Origin of the sequence: Janibacter sp. UYMM211, from assembly GCF_040547045.1 — a bacterium.
Taxonomy (GTDB): Bacteria; Actinomycetota; Actinomycetes; order Actinomycetales; family Dermatophilaceae; genus Marihabitans; species Marihabitans melonis.
Genome location: NZ_JBEPOY010000001.1, coordinates 573,760 through 596,493, shown reverse-complemented (window position 1 = coordinate 596,493; position 22,734 = coordinate 573,760). Strand labels below are relative to the sequence as shown.

Genomic DNA, 22,734 nt, shown 5'->3' with positions numbered 1-22,734 from the left:
TGGCTCTGAACATGCGCGCCCACGAGGCCGGCGCCCTCCACGCCGAGGGCTACGGCGCCGCCCCGCACTGGCTGCCCTACCCCAACGACGTCATGGAGCTGCTCCCGCAGCTGTGGTCGAAGGGGGTCACCCGCGGTGACGACGGCGTCCTCGCCGTCGCGGGGGTGCCCGTCACGCAGATCGCCCGCGACTTCGGCACGGCGGCCTACGTCGTCGACGAGGACGACTTCCGCGCCCGGGCCCGCGCCTTCGCCGAGGACTTCACCCGCCCCTTCGTCGCCGTCTGCGGCGGGGCCGACGTCTACTACGCGGGCAAGGCCTTCTTGTGCTCCGCCGTCGCGCGGTGGGTCATGGAGGAGGGGCTGAGCCTCGACGTGTGCAGCGGCGGCGAGCTCGCCGTCGCCCAGCGCGTCGGCTTCCCGCCCGAGCGGCTCGCGCTGCACGGCAACAACAAGAGCCTCGCCGAGATCCGCCAGGCCCTGTCCTACGGCGTCGGGCGCATCGTCCTGGACTCCCTCGAGGAGGTCGAGCGGGTCGCGCAGGTCGCCACCGAGCTCGGCGTCGTCGCCCCCGTCATGGTGCGCGTCACCGTCGGCGTCGAGGCGCACACCCACGAGTTCATCGCCACCGCCCACGAGGACCAGAAGTTCGGCTTCTCCCTCGCCTCCGGCTCCGCCGCCGAGGCGATCGAGGCCGTCCTCGCGCACGACGGCGTGCTCGACCTGCGCGGCGTGCACAGCCACATCGGCAGCCAGATCTTCGACGTCTCCGGCTTCGAGATCGCCGCCCGCCGCCTCGTCGGGCTGCACGTCGCCGTCCTGCAGGAGCACGGGCTGCACATGCCCGAGATGGACCTCGGCGGCGGCTACGGCATCGCCTACACCTCGGAGCACGACCCGATGACCCCGGCGCACCTCGGCGCCGACATGGCGGCCGTCTGCGACCGCGAGATGCGCGTGCTCGACGAGCTCGTCGAGGGCGACGCCCCCGCACCTCGCCCGCGCATCTCCATCGAGCCCGGCCGCGCCATCGCCGGCCCGAGCACCCTCTCGCTGTACGAGGTCGGCACCGTCAAGCAGGTGCAGGTCACCGGCGACGCCGTGCGCACCTACGTCAGCGTCGACGGCGGCATGAGCGACAACGTGCGCACCGCCCTCTACGGCGCCGACTACTCGTGCACGCTCGCCGGCCGCAGCTCCGAGGCCGCGCCCGCCGTGACCCGTGTCGTCGGCCGGCACTGCGAGAGCGGTGACATCGTCGTCATGGACGAGTACCTGCCGGCCGACGTCGGCCCCGGCGACCTGCTCGCGGTGCCCGGCACCGGCGCGTACTGCCGCAGCCTGTCGAGCCAGTACAACCACACCCCTCGTCCGCCGGTGATCGCGGTGCGGGACGGCCGGGCACGGGTGATCGTGCGTCGCGAGACTGTCGAGGACATCCTCGCGCTGGACGTCGACGAGTGATGGACCAAGGAGGAGCTGGCATGGACAGCGACAAGACCCCGATCCGGGTCGCCCTGCTCGGGTGCGGCACCGTGGGCGGCGCCGTGGCCCAGAAGCTCACCGGCAACGCCGCCGAGCTGGCGGCCCGCGTCGGACGCCCGATCGAGCTCGTCGGCATCGCCGTGCGGCGCGCCGGGCGCGACCGCAGCGAGCTCGGGCTCGACCCCGCGCTCTTCACCACCGACGCCGAGGGCCTGGTGACCCGCGCCGACATCGTCGTCGAGGTCATCGGCGGCATCGACCCCGCCCGCGGGCTCATCCTGCGCGCGATGGAGCACGGCGCGAGCGTCGTCACCGCCAACAAGGCGCTCCTCGCCGAGGACGGCCCGACGCTCTACGCCGCCGCCGACGCGGCCGGCGTCGACCTCTACTACGAGGCTGCCGTCGCCGGGGCGATCCCGATCCTGCGGCCGATCCACGAGTCGCTGGCCGGCGACGACGTGCGCCGCGTCATCGGCATCGTCAACGGCACGACGAACTTCGTCCTCGACGCCATGGACACGACCGGCGCGGGCTTCGGCGAGACCGTCGAGCGCGCCCAGGCCCTCGGCTACGCCGAGGCCGACCCGACCGCCGACGTCGAGGGCTTCGACGCCGCGGCGAAGGCCGCGATCCTCGCCTCCCTCGCCTTCCACACCCGCGTCTCGAGCGCCGACGTCTACCGCGAGGGCATCACCGACGTCACCGCGAGCGACATCCGCGCCGCCCGCGAGATGGGCTGCGTCGTCAAGCTCCTCGCCATCTGCGAGCGCACGAGCGAAGACGGCGGCACCGAGGGCATCTCGGTGCGCGTGCACCCGGCGATGATCCCGCGCACGCACCCGCTCGCCGCCGTCCGCGAGGCGTACAACGCCGTCTTCGTCGGCGCGGACGCCGCGGGCGAGCTGATGTTCTACGGCCAGGGCGCCGGTGGCGACCCGACGGCCAGCGCGGTCCTCGGCGACGTCGTCGCCGTCGCCCGCCACCACGTCTCCGGCGGCCGCGGCCCGGGCGAGATCGCCTACGCCGACCTGCCGGTCCTGCCCATGGGCAGCGCCCTCACGCGCTACCACATCAGCCTCGACGTGGCCGACCGCCCGGGCGTGCTCGCCGTGGTCGCCCAGGCCTTCGCCGAGCACGACGTCTCCATCGAGACCGTGCGCCAGCAGGTCGTCGTCGACGAGGACGGCGAGCCCGGGGGAGAGCCCACCTCTCACGCCCAGCTCATCGTCGTCACCCACATGGCGCCCGACGCCGCGCTCGCCGCGACCGTCGACGCCCTCGCCGCCCTCCCCGCTGTCGGCGATGTCACCTCGGTCATGCGGGTCGAAGGGAGCTAGCGCCGTGGCGCACCAGTGGCGCGGGGTCATCCGCGAGTACGCCGACCGTCTGCCGATGCTCACGGGGGCGCCGGTCGTCACCCTGCACGAGGGCGGCACCCCGCTCATCGAGGCCGAGCAGCTCTCCGAGCGCGTCGGCGCCCGTGTGCTCGTCAAGTACGAGGGCCTCAACCCCACCGGCTCCTTCAAGGACCGCGGCATGACGACCGCGATGTCGATGGCGGCGAAGTCCGGGGCAAAGGCCGTCATCTGCGCCTCGACCGGCAACACGAGCGCCTCCGCGGCCGCGTACGCGACGAAGGCCGGCATGACGTGCGCCGTCCTCGTGCCCGAGGGCAAGATCGCCATGGGCAAGCTGAGCCAGGCCATCGCGCATGGCGCGACCCTGCTCCAGGTCGACGGCAACTTCGACGGCTGCCTCGACGTCGCGCGCAAGCTCGCCGAGACCTACCCCGTCGAGCTCGTCAACTCCGTCAACCCCGCGCGCATCGAGGGCCAGAAGACCGCCTCCTTCGAGATCGTCGACGCGCTCGGCGACGCCCCGGACATCCACGTCCTGCCCGTCGGCAACGCCGGCAACATCACCGCGTACTGGCGCGGCTACCGCGAGTACGCCGAGCCGACCGAGGGCGTCTCCGGCGAGCTCGCCCCCGTCGCGACGCGCACCCCGGCGATGTGGGGCTTCCAGGCCGCCGGCGCCGCACCCCTCGTCCACGGCCACCCCGTCGACGACCCGGAGACCATCGCGACGGCGATCCGCATCGGCAACCCCGCGTCGTGGCACCAGGCCGTGCAGGCCCGCGACGACAGCGGCGGTCTCATCGACTCCGTCACCGACGACGAGATCCTCCAGGCGCACCGGCTGCTGTCCTCGACCGAGGGCATCTTCGTCGAGCCCGCGAGCGCGGCGAGCGTCGCCGGCCTGCTCAAGCAGCACGCCGCCGGCGCCGTCCCCCCGGGCGCGACGATCGTGTGCACCGTCACCGGCCACGGTCTCAAGGACCCGCAGTGGGCCCTGCGCACCGCCGACGGCGACGAGGTCGAGCCGGTCCGGGTGACCGCGGAGGCCTTCGAGGTCGCCCGCGCCCTCGGTCTCGACGGGTGAGCACCCCCGCGATGAGCACCGTGGGGACGAGCACCGCCGACGCCGCGGCCGGTGCGTGGCGCGAGCCGCGGGCGGGCGCGAGCGTCACCGTCCGCGTGCCCGCCTCGAGCGCCAACCTCGGCCCGGGCTTCGACAGCGTCGGCATCGCGCTCGGCGTCTGGGACGAGTGCACGGTCACCGTGACCGAGCAGCCCGGCGTCGTCGTCGAGGTGAGCGGCGAAGGGGAGGGGGCCGTCCCCCTCGACGCGTCGCACCTCGTCGTGCGCAGCCTCGCGGCGACAACCGCGCACCTCGGTCTGCCGACCCCGGCCGGACTGCACCTGCGCTGCACCAACGCCGTGCCGCACAGCCGCGGGCTGGGCTCCTCCGCCACGGCCATCGTCACCGGCGCCCTCGCGGCCGCCGCCCTGTGCTGCCCGCAGGCCACCCCCTTCGACGACGCGGCGGACCCCGACGTCCGCGCGCGGCTGCTCGACGTCGTCAACCAGGTCGCGAGCGCCCTCGAGGGTCACCCCGACAACGCCTCCGCGAGCGTCTACGGGGGAGCGACGGTGTCGGTGATGACGCCCGGTGACGCCGGGCCGCTCACCGCGACGACGCGGCTGCCCCTGCACGACGACGTCGCCGTCCTCGTGTGCGTGCCGAGCACCCGGCTGAGCACGGCCCTCGCACGCAGCGTGCTGCCGGAGTCGGTCTCGCTGTCGACCGCCGCGCAGAGCACCGCCCGCGGGGCCCTGCTCGTCCACGCGCTGACCAACGACCCGTCCGCGTTCATGGCGGGCACGGTCGACGTGCTCCACCAGGAGCACCGCCGCGCGAGCTATCCCGCGGCGATGTCGCTCGTCGACGAGCTGCGGGCGCACGGCCACGCCGGCGTCATCTCCGGGGCCGGACCGTCGGTCCTCGTGCTCACGACGAGCACCCGGGTCGAGCAGGCCCGCGTCGTCGCGCAGAGCACGCCCGGCTGGCGCGTGCTGTCCCCAGATGTGCCGGATGACGGGTGCGCCGTCGTCACGGTGATACATTGAAGCCAGTTCCACGAGCCCCGGCGCCTCCCGTGCGCTGAGCTGGGCGGAGCTTCTCACCACCTGCAGGTTCGCCCGGTCCTCGGGCGCGCAGCGGTGGCACTCCTTGAGACCCCGCACTTGACGGGGCGCACCTGGCCTGCCCCTGAGCAGGCACGAGCGAGGGGAAAGGATCCTTCGTGACCGACACCATCACCGGCGAGCCCGGCGCCACCGCCGAGCAGCCCCCGCGCCGATCCGGCGCCCTGAGCGCGATGCGCCTGGCCCAGCTCCAGCAGCTCGCGAGCAGCATGGGCATCTCCGGCACCGCGAAGATGCGCAAGAGCGACCTCGTCGCCGCCATCAAGACCAAGCAGTCCGGCTCCGGCTCGGCCCCCCAGGCCCCCGCGGCCGAGCAGGGCGAGACCCCCGCCGAGGCGAAGGGGGAGCGCGCCGAGCCGCGCCGCCGCCGCGCCGAGCGTCCCGAGGGCTCCGGCCAGGGCGCCGACAGCGCCCCCCAGGCCCGCGACGAGCAGCCGGCCCGCGAGGAGCAGACCCGCGAGCGTGCGCAGGGCGAGGACTCCCGCGGCGGCCGCGAGCAGCGCGAGAGCCGTCGCGACGACAGCCAGCAGGGCGAGCAGCGCGAGCAGCGTCGCGACCGCCAGCAGGGCGACCGCCAGGGCAACGACTCCCGCGGCGACCGCCAGCAGGGTGGCAACGACCGCCAGCAGGGTGACCGCCAGCAGGGCGGCAACGACTCCCGCGGCGACCGCCAGCAGGGCGGCAACGACCGCCAGCAGGGTGGCAACGACTCCCGCGGCGAGCGTCGTGACGACCGACAGGGCTCCCGCGACCAGGGCGGCGCGCAGGGCAACCGCGACCGTCAGCAGGGCAACAACGGCCCCCGTGACGACGACGAGGAGGGCGGCCGCCGCCGCCGCAACCGCGGGCGCAACCGCGGTCGCGACAAGCGCCGCGGCGGTGCCGGTGGCGGTCAGGACCAGGAGGAGGTGCAGGTCCACGACGACGACGTGCTCGTCCCGGCGGCCGGCATCCTCGACGTCCTCGACAACTACGCCTTCGTGCGCACGAGCGGCTACCTGCCCGGCAGCAACGACGTCTACGTCCCGCTCGGCATGGTCAAGCGCCATGGCCTGCGCAAGGGCGACGCCGTGACCGGCAAGGTCCGCACGAGCACCGACGGCGAGGGCATGCACACGGTCGGCGGCAAGAACAACCGCCAGAAGTACAACCCGCTCGTCAGCCTCGACACCGTCAACGGCATGACGCCCGACGACGCGCGCCGTCGTCCGGAGTTCGGCAAGCTCACGCCGCTCTACCCGCAGGAGCGCCTGCGCCTCGAGACCGAGCACAACGTCCTCACGACGCGGATGATCGACCTCGTCGCCCCCATCGGCAAGGGCCAGCGCGGGCTCATCGTCGCCCCGGCCAAGGCCGGCAAGACGATGGTCATGCAGTCCATCGCCAACGCGATCACGACGAACAACCCCGAGTGCCACCTCATGGTCGTCCTCGTCGACGAGCGTCCCGAGGAGGTCACCGACATGCAGCGGGCCGTCAAGGGCGAGGTCATCTCCTCGACCTTCGACCGCCCGGCCGACGACCACACGACGGTCGCCGAGCTGGCCATCGAGCGGGCCAAGCGCCTCGTCGAGATGGGCCACGACGTCGTCGTGCTGCTCGACTCGATCACCAAGCTCGGTCGCGCCTACAACCTCGCGGCCCCCGCGAGCGGGCGCATCCTCTCCGGTGGTGTCGACTCGGCCGCGCTCTACCCGCCGAAGAAGTTCTTCGGCGCCGCGCGCAACATCGAGGACGGCGGCTCGCTGACCATCCTCGCGACGGCGCTCGTCGAGACCGGCTCGCGCATGGACGAGGTGATCTTCGAGGAGTTCAAGGGCACCGGCAACATGGAGCTCAAGCTCGACCGTGGGCTGGCCAACCGCCGCATCTTCCCCGCCGTCGACATCAACGCCTCGGGCACGCGGCGCGAGGAGATCCTCCTCGCCCCCGAGGAGCTCAAGATCATGTGGAAGCTGCGTCGCGTCCTCGCGGCCCTCGACCAGCAGCAGGGCGTCGAGCTCCTCATCGACCGGCTGAAGAAGACCAAGACGAACTACGAGTTCCTCGTCCAGGTCTCGCAGAACAGCTCGATCAAGATGGACGACGACGAGATGGCCTGACCCGGGCCGACCCGACCCGGGTCTCGCCGGACGAAGGGGGGACCGTCACCGCGAGGTGGCGGTCCCCCTTCGCGTCCCGGCGCGTCGTGGTCGTCCGGTCGAGGGCGCACGGTTCGGCAGGTACGATCGCCGCATCCATCGCCCGACGCCACACCAGATCCGGGGAGCTCAGCACATGGCGGAGCAGACGGTCGTCGTCGCCGACGACGACGACGACATCCGCGACCTCGTCGCCTTCAAGCTCGAGAACGCCGGGTACGAGGTGATCTCCGTTGCGGACGGCGACTCCGCCTGGGACCGCGTGCGCGAGGTGCGCCCGACCCTGGCCGTCCTCGACGTCATGATGCCGGGCATGTCGGGTCTGGACGTGCTGCGCGAGATCCGCGCCGACGAGAGCCTGGCCGAGACGAAGGTCATCCTCCTCACCGCCCGCTCCCGCGACGTCGACGTCGACGCGGGCTTCAGCTCCGGGGCCGACGACTACCTCACCAAGCCCTTCAGCCCGCGTGAGCTCGTCCACCGGGTGAGCTCGCTGCTCGCCCGCGGCTGACATGCCCGACCTCGTCGTCAGCGCCTGGGTGCTGCGGCTCTCGCTGTGGATCATGGCCGTCACGGCCGTGCTGCTCGCCCTGACCATCGTCCTCGCCCGGATCCAGCGCCGCCGCAAGGCCGCGCGCGACCGCCGCCAGATCGACCCGATCCGCCGCGACGTCCTCACCATCGCCTCCGGCGACGACGAGGACGGCAGCTCCGTCCAGCGGCTGCTCTCCGTGCCGCTCAGCGGTCTCGACGCGGTCGACGGCTACCTCGTCTCCCTCCTGTCGAAGGTCCGCGGCGCACCGGCCCAGCAGCTCGTCGGCCTGCTCCAGCGCCACGGCGTCGTGCGCCGGGCCCGCGACGGTCTCGCCTCGTCCTCCGGGACCCGCCGTGCCCGCTCTGCGTGGGCGATCGGGCTCATGCGCGTCGAGGGGGAGGCCCGCTCCGTCGCGCCCCTGCTCCAGGACAGCGACCGCGGCGCGGCCGTGACCGCCGCCCGCGCGCTCGGCATGCTGCGCGAGGACGTCGCCGCCGGACCCTTGCTGCGCTCGGTCAAGCCCGCCCGCCGCGGCCGCGGCGCGCTACCCGCCTGGGTGGTCACCGAGGCCCTGGCCCAGCTCGGCCCGGGCACCGCCGACACCGTCGGCGCCGCCCTGCTCAGCGACGACCCGACGACCCGCGCCGTCGCCGCGCGCGCGATCGGCGTCGCCCAGCACGTCTCGCAGCGCGAGTCCCTGCGCTCGCTGCTCGCCACCGAGGAGGACCAGACCGTGCTCGCCGCCGTCGCCGAGGCCCTGGGCCGCGTGGGCCGACCCGACGACATCCCGTCGCTCGTCGACCTCGCCGCACCCGGCCACCACCAGACGGTGCGGCTCTCCGCCGTCCGCGCCCTCTCCGAGCTCGGCGGGCGCGCCTCCGTGGCCGCGCTCGCGGACCTGCTCTCCGACGAGGACGCCCGTGTCGGCGAGCTCGCCGCGCAGTCGCTCGTCGACCTCGACAGCCCCGGGATCGCCGCCCTCCACGAGGTCGCCGAGCGCACCTCGCCCGAGGACGACGTCACCCGCGCCGCGACGAGCTACGGCATGGCCCTGCTCGAGCTGCGCGCCGGCTCCGGGACCGGTGGTCGCTGATGGACTGGCTGGAACCCCTTCGCCCGGTCGTCGAGACGATCTTCTCCGTCATCGCGCTGCCGGTCCTCGTCTACTTCCTCATCATCAACACGAGCTATCTCGTGCTCGTCGTCATGTCGAGCCTGGAGTTCCGCCGCTCGATGCGCCAGCTGCCGTACGCGGGCCGCGAGGAGCTCGTCGGCTCCGGCCTCGTGCCCGGCGTCTCCGTCGTCGCCGCGATGCACAACGAGGAGATGGGCATCCGCCTCGCCGTGCAGTCGATGCTCGCGCTGCACTACCCGCGCCACGAGGTCATCGTCATCGACGACGGCAGCACGGACGACGGCTTCGAGGTGCTGCGCGAGACCTTCGACCTCGTCGAGATCCCGCGGCGCATGCCCGGCGACATCACCGTGCGCGAGCAGCCGACCTCGGTGCACGTGCCGCGCAACGGCCGGACCCGCCTGACCGTCGTCCGCAAGGCCAACTCCGGTCGCTCGGACTCGATGAACGTCGGCATCAACTACGCCTCGCAAGACCTCGTCGTCTTCGTCGACTCGGACTCGATCCTCGACCCCGACGCGCTGCTGTCGGTCGTCAAGCCCTTCGCCGACGACCCGGTGCGCATGGTCGCCGCGGGCGGCGTCATCCGCGCGGTCAACGGCTGCCTCGTGCGAGGAGGTCGTGTCACCGAGGTGCGGATGCCGAAGAACTGGTTGGCCCGGATCCAGGTCGTCGAGTACCTGCGCGCCTTCCACCTCGGCCGCTCCGGCTGGTCCCGCCTGAAGTCGCTCATCCTCATCAGCGGGGCCTTCGGCATCTTCCGCCGCGACGTGCTCGTCGAGGTCGGCGGGCTCGACCCGAGCAGCATCGGCGAGGACTTCGAGCTCGTGCTGCGCGTGCACAAGCACCTGCGCCGGCAGAAGCGCGACTACCGCGTGCAGTTCATCAACGAGCCGATCTGCTGGACCGAGGTCCCCGAGTCGGCGAAGGTCCTGCGCAAGCAGCGTGCCCGCTGGCACCGCGGGCTGTGGGAGACGCTGTGGGCCTACCGCGGCATGCTCTTCAACCCGCGCTACGGCCGGGTCGGCATGATCGCGCTGCCGTACTACTGGCTCTTCGAGCTCATCGCCCCGGCGCTCGAGCTCTTCGGGCTCGTCCTCGTCGTCCTCGGCACGCTGCTCGGGGTCATCGACGTCTCGTACTTCCTGCTCTTCATGGCCGTCGCGTACGTCTACGCCGCGCTCGTCACGCTCGCCGCGATGACCGTCGAGGAGCTGAGCTTCCACAAGTACCCGCGCTGGCGCGACCTCGCGAGCACGCTCGCGGCCGCGGTCGTCGAGAACGTCGGGTACCGGCAGGCCACGGCCGTGTGGCGCATCGAGGGCTGGGTGCAGAGCCTCACCGGTCGCAAGCAGGTGTGGGGCACGATGACCCGCACCGGCTTCGACACCGGTGAGGGCAAGGGCTGATGAGCCCCCAGCACACCGTCGCGCGGGTCCTCGAGCGCCTCGTGCTCCTCCTGTCGTGCGTCATCCTCGCGATCTCGGCCCTGTCGGCCGGTGCGGTCGTCTACATCCGGCACGAGGTGACGACGACGGCCACCCGCTTCACCCCGCTCATCGACGGCTCGAGCCGGATGCGCGTCGCGATCACCGACGCCCAGTCGGAGTACCGCGGCTACCTGCTGACGAAGGACCGGATGTACCTCGAGCGCTACCGCGCCGACCGCGAGGAGTTCCGCCGGGAGACCGCGGAGTTCCGCGAGCTCGCCGGCGGCCAGGTGGGGGCCGAGGCGATGGACGAGCTCGTCGACGCGGGGGACCGGTGGTTCGCCGCCGTCGACGTGCAGGTGACGCGTGTCGCCGACGGCCGCGAGGGCGACATCTCGAGCACGGCGGCCACCTTCGACCGCGTCGAGGTCGCCCACGACGACCTCGTCGAGGAGGTGAGCGCGGCCCGCGAGGGGCGTCGCGACCGCTACCGCGCGGCCATGAGCATCTCGCTCGTCGCGATCATCCTCGCCAGCCTCGTCGCGCTCAGCGCGACCCTGCGCCAGAGCTGGAAGGTGCGGCGCTACCTCATCTCCCCCCTTCGCTCCCTGTACAGCACCGTCGTCAACCACGAGGCCGGCGCCGTCGCCGCCCGCGCCGACACGACCCGCGGCGCCCAGGAGGTCCGGGCCGTCGCGACCGCCTTCAACTCCCTCGCCGAGGTCAACGACTCGATGCGCCGCGAGCGCGAGCGACAGCTCGACCTCTACCGGCTCACCAGCCGGGTCGTCGGGCAGCTCTCCCGGCGCGACGACGAGGCCGACGGCACGTGGGACGACGCCTGCCGCGAGCTCTCGGCGCGGCTCGGCGTCGACGCGACGACGATCTACGAGATCGAGGGCGACGAGATCGTCACCGCCGGCAGCTACCGCTCGCCGTCGGCCGACTTCACCCCGCTGCTCGTCGACATCTCCGTGCCGTCGCTGCGCGAGATGCTCGCGGACGTCCCCGCCCTCTTCGGCCACACGCCGGACGAGATCTTCGCCCTCTTCCCCGACCGGCTCGCCGGCACCGCCGACCTCCACGGGGTGCGGGCCTGGGCGCTGCACCCGCTCGTCGTCTCCGGCGAGGTCGTCGGCATCCTGTCGATCGCCGCGATGCGCGAGCACCACTGGGAGGCCTCGGAGGAGCAGGCCATCCGGCGCGTCGCCGAGTACGCCGGGCACGCACTCGCCGAGCGGCGCGTCGTCGCCGAGCTCTCCGCGCTCGACGCGCAGAAGTCCGACTTCGTCGCGACGACGAGCCACGAGCTGCGCACCCCGCTCACCTCGATCGCCGGCTACCTCGAGCTCATCGAGGACGGCGACTTCGGGCCGCTGCAGCCCCGTCAGGCCCACGCGCTCGAGGTCATCTCGCGCAACGTCTCGCGGCTGCGCCTGCTCATCGACGAGCTGCTCCTGCTCAACCGTCTCGACAGCGGCGCCGCGGGCGCCGAGCGCCGGGTCCTCGACATGCGTCTGCTCGTCACCTCCGTCGGCGAGTCGATGAAGCCGGTCGCCGACGCCGCGGGCGTCGAGCTCGTCGTGAGCACCGGTACGCACTCGCAGCCGGTCGAGGTCGAGCGCGACCAGGTCGAGCGGGCCATCGGCAACCTCACGAGCAACGGCGTGAAGTTCACGCCGCGCGGTGGTCGCGTCGAGCTGCGCATCGAGGCCGACGACGCCTGGGTGCGCGTCATCTGCCGCGACACCGGCATGGGCATCCCCGAGGAGGACCAGGCCCACCTCTTCCAACGCTTCTACCGGGCGAGCAACGCCCGCGAGCAGCAGGTGCAGGGCACCGGGCTGGGCCTGGTCATCGTCGAGACGATCGCCCGCATGCACGGCGGCGACGTCGAGCTCACGTCGAGCGTCGGCGTCGGCACGACGGTGACGGTCATCCTGCCTCGGGCGGGCTCTGCTCACGCGTCAGCCGAGCCCTCATCTCCGGGAACTGTGACGCGGTGAAGCCCAACGCCTCGTACATCGGGGCGCCCTCGGCGGTCGCGTTGAGCGTGACGACGTCGACCCGCGTGGACTGCACGAACCAGTCGAGGACCCCCTCGACGCAGGCCTGCGAGAGCCCACGACGACGGTGGCTCGGGAAGGTCGCGACGTTCGTCAGCAGCCCGCCGACGTCACCGGGACGCGTGGGGGAGGGCATGAGGTCGACGACCTGGCCCATGGCGCACGAGACGACGGCGCCCCCGACGTCGGCGACGACGACGGCGACCCCGGCGTCGTCGAGGTGCAGCTGCAGCCACCGGGCGGCGTCGGCGCGCCACCGGGGGTCGTAGAGGTCCTCGTCCGGGGTGCCCATGGCCTCGAACATGAGGATGCGCAGCTCGATGACCGAGCCGATGTCGGCGGCGGTCGCGGCCCGCACGACCGAGCCCTCCACCGGCCCGGGGCGCTCCTCGAGGGCGGGTCGGCGGTCACGGCGCAGCGGTCGTCGAGCCATGCCCGCATGATGCCGCACCCGTCCGAGCGGCCGTCGGGGCGGTCGGGGAATGCCGCGCGGGCGGGCGCGGTTATGGACCACGTCAGATCCTCTGGCAGAATCACCCGTTGGACCGGTTCACGGCTGGCGCCTCGAGCGCAGGACCTGCACCGCACGCATCCCAGATGCGGTGGGCCCGCCGACCCGGATGAGATCCAAGGAGATCACGTGAAGAAGGACATCCACCCCAGCTACGCGGAGACCACGGTCTCCTGCACCTGCGGCAACGAGTTCACGACGCGCAGCACCGCCGACGGCGGCCGCATCCGCGTCGAGGTCTGCAGCGCCTGCCACCCGTTCTACACGGGCAAGCAGAAGCTCATGGACTCCGGCGGCCGCGTCGCCCGCTTCCAGAAGCGTTACGGCCAGACCGCCGCGAAGTAACGCCTCCGACGCGCCGGTCAGCGATCACGCTGGCCGGCGCGTCGTCGTCTGCGCACCCCTGTCGTCCACCTCCCGGAGGTCCCTGCCGTGCTCGACCCGTCGTCCTCTGGGCAGAGCCTCGTCGACGAGCACGCGGCCCTCGAGGCCCAGCTCGGCGACCCGGAGGTCGTCGGCGACCCCGAGCGGCTGCGCGAGATCAACTCGCGCTACGCCCGGCTCGGCCCGGTCGTCGCCGCGCACGCCGAGTGGGTCGGCGCGGGCGAGGACCTCGAGGCCGCCCGTGAGCTCGCGCAGGAGGACCCCTCCTTCGCCGAGGAGCTCCCCGCGCTCGCCGAGCGGCTCGAGCAGGCCGAGGACCGGCTGCGCCGGCTGCTCATCCCGCGTGACCCCGACGACGACCGCGACGTCATCCTCGAGGTCAAGGCGGGCGAAGGGGGAGCCGAGTCGGCCCTCTTCGCCGGAGACCTCCTGCGGATGTACCTCCGCCACGCGGAGAAGCACGGCTGGCGCACCGAGATCCTCGACTCCACCGAGTCCGACCTCGGCGGCTACAAGGACGTGCAGGTCGCGATCAGCTCGCGCGGCACGCCGGCGCCGGGGGAGGCCCCGTGGGCCCGCCTCAAGTACGAAGGGGGAGTCCACCGCGTCCAGCGCGTCCCCGTCACCGAGAGCCAGGGGCGCATCCACACCTCCGCCGCCGGTGTGTGGGTCATGCCCGACGTCGGCGACGTCGTGACGGTCGACATCGCGGCGAACGACCTCAAGATCGACGTGTACCGCTCGAGCGGCCCCGGTGGCCAGAGCGTCAACACGACCGACTCCGCCGTGCGGATCACCCACCTGCCCACCGGCCTGGTCGTCTCGTGCCAGAACGAGAAGTCGCAGCTGCAGAACAAGGAGTCGGCGATGCGCGTGCTGCGCGCCCGCCTGCATCAGCTGGCGGTCGACGAGGCCGCGGCCGAGGCGGCCGACGCCCGGCGCAGCCAGGTGCGCACCGTGGACCGCTCCGAGCGGATCCGCACCTACAACTTCCCGGAGAACCGGATCTCCGACCACCGCACCGGCTTCAAGGCGCACAACCTCGACAGCGTCCTCGACGGCGACCTCGACGCCGTCGTCGACTCCGCGGTCGCGGCCGACGAGGCCGCCCAGCTCGCCGCCCTCGACGGATGAGCCGTCCGCTGCGCGACGTCGTGCGCGCGGCCGAGGCCGAGCTCGCCGCGGCGGGCATCTCCTCCGCCCGCACCGACGCGGTCCTGCTCCTCGCCCACGTCCTCGACGTGAGGCGCGGCGAGGTCGAGCGCCGGCTGCTCCTGGGCTCCGACCTCGACGCCGGCGCGGGCGAGCGTCTGGAGGGGCTCGTCGCCGAGCGCGCCCGCCGGGTGCCGCTGCAGCACCTCACGGGGGTCGCACCCTTCCGTCACCTCGAGCTCGCGGTCGGCCCCGGGGTCTTCGTGCCCCGGCCCGAGACCGAGCTCGCCGTCGACCTCGTCCTCGCCGAGCTCTCCCGTCGGGAGGGCGAAGGGGGAGCCGCCCCCGTCGTCGTCGACCTGTGCACCGGGTCGGGCGCGCTCGCGCTCGCGGTGGCCGACGAGGCCCCCGGGGCGCAGGTCGTCGCGGTGGAGCTGAGCCCAGAGGCCGTGGCGTGGGCCCGGCACAACGTCGAGCGCACTGGGCTCCCGGTGCGCGTCGTCGAGGGCGACGCGTCCGCCGACCCGCGGTCGATCGACGAGGTCGCCGACCTCGTCGGCGCTGTCGACGTCGTCGTGAGCAACCCGCCGTACATCCCCGACGGTGCCGTGCCGGTCGACCCGGAGGTCGCCGAGCACGACCCGGGCATCGCGCTCTACGGGCGCAGCGCGGACGGACTCGCCGTGCCGGTCGCCGTCGCCGCGAGCGCGGCCGTGCTGCTGCGCCCCGGCGGGCTGCTCGTCATGGAGCACGCCGACACCCAGGGCGAGAGCCTGCCGCGCGCGATCGCGGCGACCGGGCTGTGGTCAGAGGTCGACGACGTCGAGGACCTCACCGGTCGGCCCCGGATGACGCGGGCCCGTCGTCTGCCCTGACCTGCCCGCAGACGCAACGAGGCCCCGCCGGCAGGGAGTTCGGCGGGGCCTCGTGGGGTCGCCCTCGCTCAGACGCGAGCGAGGATCCAGATGAGCAGCGCGATGATCGCGAGCACGCCGACGATGGTCCAGATGGTCCCGGAACCACGCATGAAGATCTCCTCTCGATGGGTGACGGGGGCGTCACGTGGCCCGAACCTAGAGGGTCGGCCGCGTCCGTGGGGCGAAGGGGGGAGGGGGCATCTGGGCGACGCCCCATAGGGTGTGGCCCATGAGCCCCGTCGTCGACGCCACCTCGCCGGACAGCCGCGAGGACGCCATCACGACGACCGCTGACGCGGTGCGCGCCGGAGAGGTCGTCGTCATCCCCACCGACACCGTCTACGGCATCGGCTGCGACGCCTTCTCGGCGGAGGCGGTCCAGGCCGTCCTCGACGCCAAGGGTCGCGGTCGTGACATGCCGCCGCCGGTCCTCGTGCCCGACCAGCGCACCCTCGACGGCCTGGCACGCGACGTGCCGGCCTGGGTCCGCGACCTCGTCGAGGCCGAGTGGCCCGGGCCGCTCACCGTCGTCGTGCACGCCCAGCCCTCCCTGCACTGGGACCTCGGCGAGACCCGCGGCACCGTCGCCCTGCGCATGCCCGACGACGAGCTGGCGCTCGCCGTCCTCGCCGAGGTCGGACCGATGGCCGTGACGAGCGCGAACCGCACCGGCGAGCCGCCGGCCCGCACCGCGGTCGAGGCCGCCTCGCAGCTCGGGGCGTCGGTCGCCGTCTACCTCGACGGCGGGCCCCGTCCCAGCGGCGAGCCGTCGACGATCGTCGACTGCACCGGCGACGAGCCGGTCATCCTGCGCAGCGGGGCGCTGCCGGCCTCGCGGGTGCGCCAGGTCTTCGCCGACGCCCAGCCGGCCGAGCCGCCCCCGCCGTCCGCCTCCGTGGACGACACCTCCCCGACCCATCTCGACACCAGCGACACCGACAGCGACACCGCAGAGAGCGAAGGACCCACGCGATGACCGACGACACCTTCTACGGCTCCGACTTCGGGGGCCTGCGCGCCTTCGACCCCGAGATCGCCGACGTGCTCCTCTCCGAGCTCGCCCGGATCCGCTCGGGCCTGCAGCTCATCGCCAGCGAGAACCTCTCGAGCCCCGAGGTGCTCACCGCGCTCGGCTCGACGCTGTCGAACAAGTACGCCGAGGGCTACCCGGGCCGGCGCTACTACGGCGGCTGCAGCGAGGTCGACAAGGCCGAGCAGCTCGCGATCGACCGGTGCAAGGCGCTCTTCGACGCCGACCACGCCAACGTCCAGGCGCACTCCGGTGCCAGCGCGAACCAGGCCGTCTACGGCGCCTTCCTCAAGCCCGGCGAGAAGATCCTCGCGATGTCGCTGCCCCACGGCGGCCACCTCACCCACGGCACGAAGGTCTCCTTCTCCGGCAAGTGGTTCGACGCCGTCCACTACGGCGTGCACCCCGAGACCGAGGACGTCGACTACGACGAGATGGAGCGCCTGGCCAAGGAGCACCGCCCGAAGGTCATCTGCGCCGGCGGCTCGGCCATCCCGCGCCTCATCGACTTCGAGCGGATCCGCGCCATCGCAGACGAGGTCGGCGCGATCTTCTGGGTCGACGCGGCCCACTTCATCGGTCTCGTGGCCGGCAAGGCGATCCCCAGCCCCGTCCCCTTCGCCGATGTCGTGACCTTCACGACCCACAAGGTCCTGCGCGGCCCCCGCTCAGGCGCTCTCGTCTGCAAGGCCGAGCACGCGGCGGCGCTCGACAAGGCGATCTTCCCGATGATGCAGGGCGGGCCGCAGATGCACACGATCGCGGCCAAGGCCGTGAACTTCAAGGAGTGCGCGAGCCCGGAGTACGCCGACTACACCCGGCGCGTCATCACCAACTCCCAGGCGCTCGCGGCCGGTCTGGCCGAGCGCGGCATCCGCCCGACGACCGGTGGCACGGACACGCACCTCGCGCTGCTCGACCTCCAGGGCGTGGGCGTCACGGGCAAGGACGCCGAGGCGCGCGCCGACGCGGCCGGGATCGTGCTCAACAAGAACGCCATCCCCAACGACCCGCAGAAGCCGGGCATCGCCTCGGGCGTGCGCGTCGGCACCCCGTGCGTCACGACGCAGGGCATGGGCGAGGCCGAGATGGCGACCATCGCCGAGCTCATCCACGTCGCCGTCACCCAGGGCGACGCCGACCCCGAGCACGCCGTGAGCCAGCAGGTGCGCGCAGGCGTCGACGAGCTCGTCACCGCCTTCCCCGCCTACCCTCGCTGAGCTGGGCCCGACCGGGCCCGCGGCTGACCACATCACGAGTGACGACGGAGGCGGCGCGTGCGTGAGTACCTGCTCGTCGTCCTCGTGGCGCTGGCGACGACCTACCTCTGCGTGCCCGCCATGCGGGCGATCGCGGTGCGGACCGGGGCCTACACCCCGGTCCGCAGCCGCGACGTGCACACCGTGCCGATCCCTCGCCTCGGGGGAGTGGCGATCCTCATGGGGTACGCCGCCGCGACGTTGCTCGCGTGGCGCCTGCCCTTCCTCTCACAGGTCTTCGAGACGCGAGAGCTCGTCGGGGTGCTCGCCGCCGGGGCGGTCGTCTGCCTCGTCGGCGCGATCGACGACGTCCGCGACCTCGACCCGGCGACGAAGCTGGGCGGTCAGCTCCTCGCCGCCGGGATCATGGCCTTCTCGGGGGTGCAGTTCTTCTCGTTGCCGCTCGGGGTCGTCACGGTCCTGCCGGCGCCGATCCTCGTCATCCTGACGATCTTCGTCGTCGTCCTCGCGACGAACGCGGTGAACTTCATCGACGGGCTCGACGGGCTCGCCGCGGGGACGGTCGCGATCGCGGCGGGGTCGTTCTTCGTCTACAGCTACATCATCTCGGCGTCGTACAACCCGCCGAACGTCTTCAGCTCGGCGACCTTCATCTCCGCCGCGATGCTCGGGTGCTGCCTGGGCTTCCTGCCGCACAACTTCTTCCCTGCCCGGCTCTTCATGGGCGACAGCGGGGCGCTCCTGCTGGGGCTGCTCCTCGCTGCGGCGACGATCAGCACGACCGGTGCGGTCAACCCGAACCAGGTGAGCGACAACCCGGTCGCGGCGACGATCCTGCCGCTGCTCGTGCCGATCGCGATCATGCTGCTGCCGCTGCTCGACGTGCTCTTCGCCGTCGTGCGCCGCACCGCTCGGGGCCAGAGCCCCTTCCACCCCGACGCCCAGCACCTGCACCACCGCATGCTGCGGATCGGCCACGGCCACCGCCGCGCGGTGCTCCTGCTGTGGTGGTGGGCCTTCGTCGTCGCCGCCGGCTCGGTGAGCTTCGTCGTCGTCCAGCCCGCTGAGCTCGCGGCGGCCGGGGTCCTCGCCCTGCTCGCCGTCGCCGTCGTCCTCACCGCGTGGCTCCCGCGCTTCTCCCGCCCCGGCCACCGCCCGAAGACCTTCGACCGCCACGGCCGCCGCCTCGACGCCTGACCGCCCCTGGCTGGTCGAGGTGCGAGCGTCAGCGAGCCCCGAGACCCTCGTCGCTGGTCGAGGTGCGACGAAGGAGCCTCGAGACCACAAACCCCTCGTTGGTGGTCGAGGTGCGACGAAGGAGCCTCGAGACCACGTCGCTGCTCGGGAAGTTGGCAGATGCTCGTGCTGCAACCGGTGCTGGTGCCAATTTCTCGGGGGCGGGTGGTCTCGAGGCTCAGGCCCGGGGGGCCTTCGCACCTCGACCAGCGCAAGGGCGTTGGTGGTCGAGGTGCGAGCGTCAGCGAGCCCTGAGACGACCCGTGTGCTCGGAAAGTTGGCAGATGCTCGTGCTGCAACCGGTGCTGGTGCCAACTTCTCGGGGGATGCGTGGTGCCGAGGCTTGGGGGGTGGGGGGCTTCGTGCCTCGACCGCCCGAAGGGGTGGGACGGCGGCCGCTCGTCGCGCTCGAGTCGCGGGGTCGGAGGCGCTTGTGATAACTTTCACAAGCGCCGACGACGGGCCGTGAGGGCCCGCTCGAGCCTCGACCAGATCCCGTGCCGAAGGACGCCATGACCGCCACGCGCACCACCCGCGAGCCCATCACGGGCATGCTTCGCGGTGTCGTGATCGCAGGCGTCGCCGGGTGCGTCGCCGCGCCGGTCATCGGGTGGCTCGCCGCGGGGGAGAGGGCCGGCTGGTCCGCCGTCGCCGGAGCCGCGACCGCCTCCGTCATCATGCTCGTCGGCCTCGTCGCGATGCGCCTCATCATGTCGGGAGACCCGGGCGCGACGATGGCCGGAGCCCTCGTCGTGTACATCGGTCAGCTCATCATCCTCGTCGCCGTCCTGCTCGCCGTGAGGGACCAGGAATGGCTCCACAGCGCGGGTTTCGCCGCCGCCACGGTCGCCCAGACCGTCGTGCTGCAGGCCGGCCAGATCGCCGGGTACGCCCGTGCTCGCCACGAGATCTACCCCGGAGGGGCGCGATGAGCCCCCGCCGCCACAAGACCGACACCCCTGCACCGCGCCTCGTCACCCGGCGCGAAGGGGTGGCCCCGGACGCACACCGCTGGTCCACCGAGACCGAGGGGCCGAGCCCCACCGCCCAGGCGGACGCGCTCGGCGCGACCGTCCTCGCCTACCTGGTCACCGGACCCGTGCTCTTCGGCGGCGCCGGGTGGCTGCTCGACCGATGGCTCGGCACGTCGCTGATCGTCGCGGTGGGCGTCGTGGTCGGGATGGGGCTGTCGCTCTACGTCATCTGGCTCCGGTACGGTACGTCTCAGGCACCCACGAGCGGCGGCGATACCGCGCTGCCCGGAGCCAAGCCACACAACGAGGAGAACCCGTGATCCTGACTGCGCCCGCGCACATCGCCGCGCTCGCGCCCATGGCCGCCGGCGAGGGCGAGGGCTACACGGCCCCCACGCCGGAGATCTTCTGGCAGCCCCTCTTCGAGGTCGGCGGTCTGACCGTCACCAACCAGATGGCCTGGGCCGCGATCGTCACCGGCGTGCTGTCCTTCGTGATGATCGCGCTGAGCCGCCGCGCGGCTGTCGTGCCCTCCAAGGGCCAGTGGATGCTCGAGGGCTTCTACAACCTCCCGCGCAACTCGGTCGCCCGCGACATGATCGGCACCAAGGAGTTCCGCCGCTTCGTGCCGCTCCTCGCGACGCTCTTCACGATGATCCTCTTCTACAACCTCATGGGGATCTTCCCGCTCGCGATGAACCCCGTCACGGGCAAGATCGGCTTCCCGATCGCCCTGACGCTCGTCGTCTACGTCGTCTACCACTGGATCGGCTTCCAGCGGATGGGCTTCGTCGGCTACTTCAAGCACATGGTGCCCCCGGGCCTGCCGGGCTGGATCGCCCCGGTGATCCTCGTCCTCGAGCTCGTCACCTACTTCATCACCCGGCCGCTCACGCTCGCGCTGCGACTCTTCGGCAACATGTTCGCCGGGCACATGCTCATCTACCTCTTCGTCACCGCGGGCGCGTACTTCCTGCTCGAGTCCGACGGTGCGCTCATGAAGGCGCTGTCCCTGCCGACCTTCCTCATGGCCGGCGTGATGATGCTCTTCGAGGCCCTGGTGCAGTTCCTCCAGGCGTTCGTCTTCACCCTGCTCGCCGCGAGCTACATCGCCGGCGCCCTCGCCGACGACCACTGATCGACGGCGCTACGAAGCTGCACCACCGCACAACCGAATAGCACCCCACAACTTCCCGGCGCCGCGTCGCCGGGGGAACCACAGAAACGGAAGAGGAAAAAGACTCATGGAAATCACCGGCTCCCTCTCGCTCATCGGTTACGGCCTGTCCGCGATCGGCCCGGCCATCGCCGTCGGCCTGATCTTCGCCGCGTACATCAACGGTGTCGCCCGCCAGCCCGAGGCCCGCAACCTCCTCCAGCCGATCGCCATCCTCGGCTTCGCGCTCGCCGAGGCCCTCGCGATCTTCGGTCTGGTTCTCGCGTTCGTCCTCTGACCTCGGTCAGACACCTCGTCAGAACCAGCTCGACGTCCCCTAGGAGTACTCCGTGCACATCACGGCAACCGCAACGTCGGTCGTGAGCCTCGCGACGGCGGGTGGAGAAGGCGAGACCATGCCTCTCATCCCGCACCTCGAGGAGCTCATCTTCGGGCTGATCATGTTCGCGATCCTGTACTGGGTCGTCGCGAAGAAGGTCGCCCCGAACCTCGAGAAGGCCTACGAAGAGCGCCACGCTGCCATCGAGGGTGGCATCGCCCAGGCCGAGAACGCCCAGGCCGAGGCCGAGGCGGCCAAGGCCCAGTACGAGGCCCAGCTCGCCGACGCCCGTGCCGAGGCCGCGAAGATCCGCGAGGACGCGCGTGCCGAGGGTGCGAGCATCGTCGCCGAGATGCGTCAGCAGGCTCAGGACGAGGCTGCCCGCATCACCGAGTCCGCTCACAAGCAGATCGACGCGGAGCGCCAGCAGGCGTCGGTGTCGCTGCGTGGCGAGGTCGGCCGGATGTCCACCGACCTCGCGGGTCGCATCGTCGGTCACGAGCTGAGCGACTCCGCGTCGCGCCAGTCGATCATCGACCGCTTCCTCGCCGAGCTCGAGTCGGGTCAGGTCCAGCCGGAGAAGGTCGGCGCCTCCTCGACGCCGACGCAGGGCACGCTCGACGTCGACGGTCAGGGTTCCTGATGCGCGGCAGCTCGCGCGGAGCCGTCCGGCAGGGACGGGCGGCCTTCGACGCCGCCCTGCCCACGGTGGCCGACAAGGCCGTCCTCGCCGACGAGCTCTTCGCGGTCACCGCGCTGCTCGACGAGAACGCCACCCTGCGCCGTGCCCTGGCCGATCCCTCTCGCGAGGGCTCGGACAAGGCCGCGCTGGCGCAGCGCCTCCTCGCGGGCAAGGTGTCCGAGGCCGCGTCGAGCATCGTCTCGGCGCTCGTCGCAGGGCGCTGGTCTGAGGAGCGCGACCTGTCCGACACCACCGAGCGGCTGGCCGTCGAGGCCTCGCTCGTCGGTGCCGAGCAGGAGGGCCGGATCGACACGGTGGAGGACGAGCTCTTCCGCTTCGAGCGGGTCGTCGCCGCCAGCCCCGAGCTGCGCGACACCCTGACCAACCGGCAGGGCGACGCCGCCGGCAAGGCAGAGGTCGTCTCGACCCTGCTGCGCGACAAGGCTGCGCCGGAGAGCGTGCGGCTCGCGCGTCAGGCGGTGCTCGCCCCGCGCGGGCGTCGCTTCGACACCGTGCTCGACACCTACCTGCGGTACGCGGCAGCCCGTCGCGAGCAGCTCACCGCGGTCGTCACGACCGCGGCGCCGCTCACGACGGAGCAGACCGGTCGCCTCGCGTCCGCGCTGCAGCGCATCTACAGCAAGCCGATCCTCGTCCAGCAGCTCATCGAGCCGGACGTCATCGGCGGCATCCGGGTCCAGGTCGGCGACGAGGTCGTCGACGGGACCGTCCTGCGGCGTCTCGACGAGGCCCGCCGCCACCTGGCCGGCGGCTGAGCCCCCTTCGGGCTCGA

22 protein-coding genes are annotated in these 22,734 nt (G+C 72.4%); 21 read left to right on the top strand and 1 reads right to left on the bottom strand.

All coding sequences use genetic code 11. The features are described from left to right. Positions 1 to 11 precede the first annotated feature (11 nt). The 9 genes from lysA (at position 12) to ABIB53_RS02675 (ending at position 12,279) form a co-directional block, all read left to right on the top strand. Positions 12 to 1,463, top strand: a complete 1,452-nt coding sequence (gene lysA / locus ABIB53_RS02715) for a diaminopimelate decarboxylase (protein WP_354587361.1) — start codon at positions 12 to 14, stop codon at positions 1,461 to 1,463. A 20-nt stretch (positions 1,464 to 1,483) separates the two neighbouring features. Continuing rightward, positions 1,484 to 2,821 carry a homoserine dehydrogenase gene (locus ABIB53_RS02710; RefSeq protein ID WP_354587017.1) on the top strand — a complete coding sequence of 446 codons (1,338 nt, stop codon included), beginning with the start codon at positions 1,484 to 1,486 and terminating at the stop codon, positions 2,819 to 2,821. A 4-nt stretch (positions 2,822 to 2,825) separates the two neighbouring features. Continuing rightward, positions 2,826 to 3,926, top strand: a complete 1,101-nt coding sequence (gene thrC, locus ABIB53_RS02705) for a threonine synthase (protein ID WP_123092059.1) — start codon at positions 2,826 to 2,828, stop codon at positions 3,924 to 3,926. Between the two features lie 11 nt (positions 3,927 to 3,937). Next, positions 3,938 to 4,954, top strand: coding sequence for a homoserine kinase (gene thrB / locus ABIB53_RS02700; protein ID WP_354587016.1), 1,017 nt, complete (start codon positions 3,938 to 3,940; stop codon positions 4,952 to 4,954). Positions 4,955 to 5,130: 176 nt separating this feature from the next. Beyond that, complete coding sequence (gene rho, locus ABIB53_RS02695; protein ID WP_502914618.1) at positions 5,131 to 7,134, top strand: transcription termination factor Rho; 2,004 nt, start codon at positions 5,131 to 5,133, stop codon at positions 7,132 to 7,134. Between the two features lie 175 nt (positions 7,135 to 7,309). Continuing rightward, positions 7,310 to 7,684, top strand: coding sequence for a response regulator transcription factor (locus ABIB53_RS02690; protein WP_201467442.1), 375 nt, complete (start codon positions 7,310 to 7,312; stop codon positions 7,682 to 7,684). Position 7,685: 1 nt separating this feature from the next. Beyond that, positions 7,686 to 8,801 carry a HEAT repeat domain-containing protein gene (locus tag ABIB53_RS02685; RefSeq protein ID WP_354587015.1) on the top strand — a complete coding sequence of 372 codons (1,116 nt, stop codon included), beginning with the start codon at positions 7,686 to 7,688 and terminating at the stop codon, positions 8,799 to 8,801. Next, positions 8,801 to 10,252, top strand: coding sequence for a glycosyltransferase family 2 protein (locus ABIB53_RS02680; protein ID WP_354587014.1), 1,452 nt, complete (start codon positions 8,801 to 8,803; stop codon positions 10,250 to 10,252). Before ABIB53_RS02685 ends, ABIB53_RS02680 begins: the two co-directional genes overlap by 1 nt. Then, entirely contained in the window at positions 10,252 to 12,279 is a 2,028-nt protein-coding gene (locus ABIB53_RS02675) for an ATP-binding protein (RefSeq protein ID WP_354587013.1), read from the top strand. The genes ABIB53_RS02680 and ABIB53_RS02675 overlap by 1 nt, the downstream gene beginning before the upstream one ends. Here ABIB53_RS02675 and ABIB53_RS02670 read toward each other — a convergent pair. Continuing rightward, complete coding sequence (locus tag ABIB53_RS02670) at positions 12,209 to 12,772, bottom strand: GNAT family N-acetyltransferase (protein WP_354587012.1); 564 nt, start codon at positions 12,770 to 12,772, stop codon at positions 12,209 to 12,211. The two genes, ABIB53_RS02675 and ABIB53_RS02670, sit on opposite strands and share 71 nt — an antisense overlap. Positions 12,773 to 12,979: 207 nt before the next feature. On the opposite strand from ABIB53_RS02670, the gene rpmE reads away from it, so the two are divergent. From rpmE to ABIB53_RS02610, 12 genes are all read left to right on the top strand, one after another. Further along, entirely contained in the window at positions 12,980 to 13,195 is a 216-nt protein-coding gene (gene rpmE, locus ABIB53_RS02665) for a 50S ribosomal protein L31 (RefSeq protein WP_068277874.1), read from the top strand. A gap of 87 nt (positions 13,196 to 13,282) precedes the next feature. Then, a complete protein-coding gene (gene prfA, locus ABIB53_RS02660) occupies positions 13,283 to 14,368 on the top strand; it encodes a peptide chain release factor 1 (RefSeq protein WP_123092052.1) in 1,086 nt (361 codons plus the stop codon). Beyond that, entirely contained in the window at positions 14,365 to 15,261 is an 897-nt protein-coding gene (gene prmC / locus ABIB53_RS02655) for a peptide chain release factor N(5)-glutamine methyltransferase (RefSeq protein ID WP_354587011.1), read from the top strand. The genes prfA and prmC overlap by 4 nt, the downstream gene beginning before the upstream one ends. A 271-nt stretch (positions 15,262 to 15,532) precedes the next feature. Further along, the gene (locus ABIB53_RS02650) at positions 15,533 to 16,279 is read left to right on the top strand and encodes an L-threonylcarbamoyladenylate synthase (protein WP_354587010.1); all 747 of its coding nucleotides are present in this window, start codon (positions 15,533 to 15,535) and stop codon (positions 16,277 to 16,279) included. Continuing rightward, on the top strand, positions 16,276 to 17,553 hold the full coding sequence (gene glyA, locus ABIB53_RS02645; RefSeq protein WP_354587009.1) for a serine hydroxymethyltransferase: 1,278 nt from the start codon (positions 16,276 to 16,278) through the stop codon (positions 17,551 to 17,553). The genes ABIB53_RS02650 and glyA overlap by 4 nt, the downstream gene beginning before the upstream one ends. Before the next feature lie 57 nt (positions 17,554 to 17,610). Continuing rightward, positions 17,611 to 18,750 carry an MraY family glycosyltransferase gene (locus ABIB53_RS02640; protein ID WP_354587008.1) on the top strand — a complete coding sequence of 380 codons (1,140 nt, stop codon included), beginning with the start codon at positions 17,611 to 17,613 and terminating at the stop codon, positions 18,748 to 18,750. A 551-nt stretch (positions 18,751 to 19,301) separates the two neighbouring features. Then, a complete protein-coding gene (locus ABIB53_RS02635) occupies positions 19,302 to 19,721 on the top strand; it encodes a Cg1360 family ATP-synthase-associated protein (protein WP_201467434.1) in 420 nt (139 codons plus the stop codon). Beyond that, positions 19,718 to 20,083: an AtpZ/AtpI family protein gene (locus ABIB53_RS02630; RefSeq protein ID WP_191563862.1), complete on the top strand. Its 366-nt coding sequence runs from the start codon at positions 19,718 to 19,720 to the stop codon at positions 20,081 to 20,083. Before ABIB53_RS02635 ends, ABIB53_RS02630 begins: the two co-directional genes overlap by 4 nt. Beyond that, positions 20,080 to 20,901: a F0F1 ATP synthase subunit A gene (atpB, locus tag ABIB53_RS02625; RefSeq protein WP_354587006.1), complete on the top strand. Its 822-nt coding sequence runs from the start codon at positions 20,080 to 20,082 to the stop codon at positions 20,899 to 20,901. Before ABIB53_RS02630 ends, atpB begins: the two co-directional genes overlap by 4 nt. 106 nt (positions 20,902 to 21,007) lie before the next feature. After that, the gene (locus tag ABIB53_RS02620) at positions 21,008 to 21,217 is read left to right on the top strand and encodes an ATP synthase F0 subunit C (RefSeq protein ID WP_191563861.1); all 210 of its coding nucleotides are present in this window, start codon (positions 21,008 to 21,010) and stop codon (positions 21,215 to 21,217) included. Positions 21,218 to 21,269: 52 nt separating this feature from the next. Further along, on the top strand, positions 21,270 to 21,902 hold the full coding sequence (locus tag ABIB53_RS02615) for a F0F1 ATP synthase subunit B (RefSeq protein ID WP_123092045.1): 633 nt from the start codon (positions 21,270 to 21,272) through the stop codon (positions 21,900 to 21,902). Next, the gene (locus ABIB53_RS02610) at positions 21,902 to 22,717 is read left to right on the top strand and encodes a F0F1 ATP synthase subunit delta (RefSeq protein WP_354587005.1); all 816 of its coding nucleotides are present in this window, start codon (positions 21,902 to 21,904) and stop codon (positions 22,715 to 22,717) included. The genes ABIB53_RS02615 and ABIB53_RS02610 overlap by 1 nt, the downstream gene beginning before the upstream one ends. The last annotated feature ends 17 nt before the right edge of the window (positions 22,718 to 22,734 follow it).

Excerpts from the sequence above, each read along its gene's own strand:
- ABIB53_RS02650 (WP_354587010.1), top strand. The coding sequence starts at position 15,533 with ATGAGCCCCGTCGTCGACGCCACCTCGCCGGACAGCCGCGAGGACGCC.
- ABIB53_RS02670 (WP_354587012.1), bottom strand. The coding sequence starts at position 12,772 with ATGGCTCGACGACCGCTGCGCCGTGACCGCCGACCCGCCCTCGAGGAG.
- glyA (WP_354587009.1), top strand. The coding sequence starts at position 16,276 with ATGACCGACGACACCTTCTACGGCTCCGACTTCGGGGGCCTGCGCGCC.
- ABIB53_RS02630 (WP_191563862.1), top strand. The coding sequence starts at position 19,718 with ATGAGCCCCCGCCGCCACAAGACCGACACCCCTGCACCGCGCCTCGTC.
- ABIB53_RS02635 (WP_201467434.1), top strand. The coding sequence starts at position 19,302 with ATGACCGCCACGCGCACCACCCGCGAGCCCATCACGGGCATGCTTCGC.
- ABIB53_RS02680 (WP_354587014.1), top strand. The coding sequence starts at position 8,801 with ATGGACTGGCTGGAACCCCTTCGCCCGGTCGTCGAGACGATCTTCTCC.
- lysA (WP_354587361.1), top strand. The coding sequence starts at position 12 with ATGCGCGCCCACGAGGCCGGCGCCCTCCACGCCGAGGGCTACGGCGCC.
- ABIB53_RS02675 (WP_354587013.1), top strand. The coding sequence starts at position 10,252 with ATGAGCCCCCAGCACACCGTCGCGCGGGTCCTCGAGCGCCTCGTGCTC.
- ABIB53_RS02685 (WP_354587015.1), top strand. The coding sequence starts at position 7,686 with ATGCCCGACCTCGTCGTCAGCGCCTGGGTGCTGCGGCTCTCGCTGTGG.
- prmC (WP_354587011.1), top strand. The coding sequence starts at position 14,365 with ATGAGCCGTCCGCTGCGCGACGTCGTGCGCGCGGCCGAGGCCGAGCTC.
- ABIB53_RS02610 (WP_354587005.1), top strand. The coding sequence starts at position 21,902 with ATGCGCGGCAGCTCGCGCGGAGCCGTCCGGCAGGGACGGGCGGCCTTC.
- thrB (WP_354587016.1), top strand. The coding sequence starts at position 3,938 with ATGAGCACCGTGGGGACGAGCACCGCCGACGCCGCGGCCGGTGCGTGG.
- ABIB53_RS02710 (WP_354587017.1), top strand. The coding sequence starts at position 1,484 with ATGGACAGCGACAAGACCCCGATCCGGGTCGCCCTGCTCGGGTGCGGC.
- ABIB53_RS02690 (WP_201467442.1), top strand. The coding sequence starts at position 7,310 with ATGGCGGAGCAGACGGTCGTCGTCGCCGACGACGACGACGACATCCGC.
- ABIB53_RS02620 (WP_191563861.1), top strand. The coding sequence starts at position 21,008 with ATGGAAATCACCGGCTCCCTCTCGCTCATCGGTTACGGCCTGTCCGCG.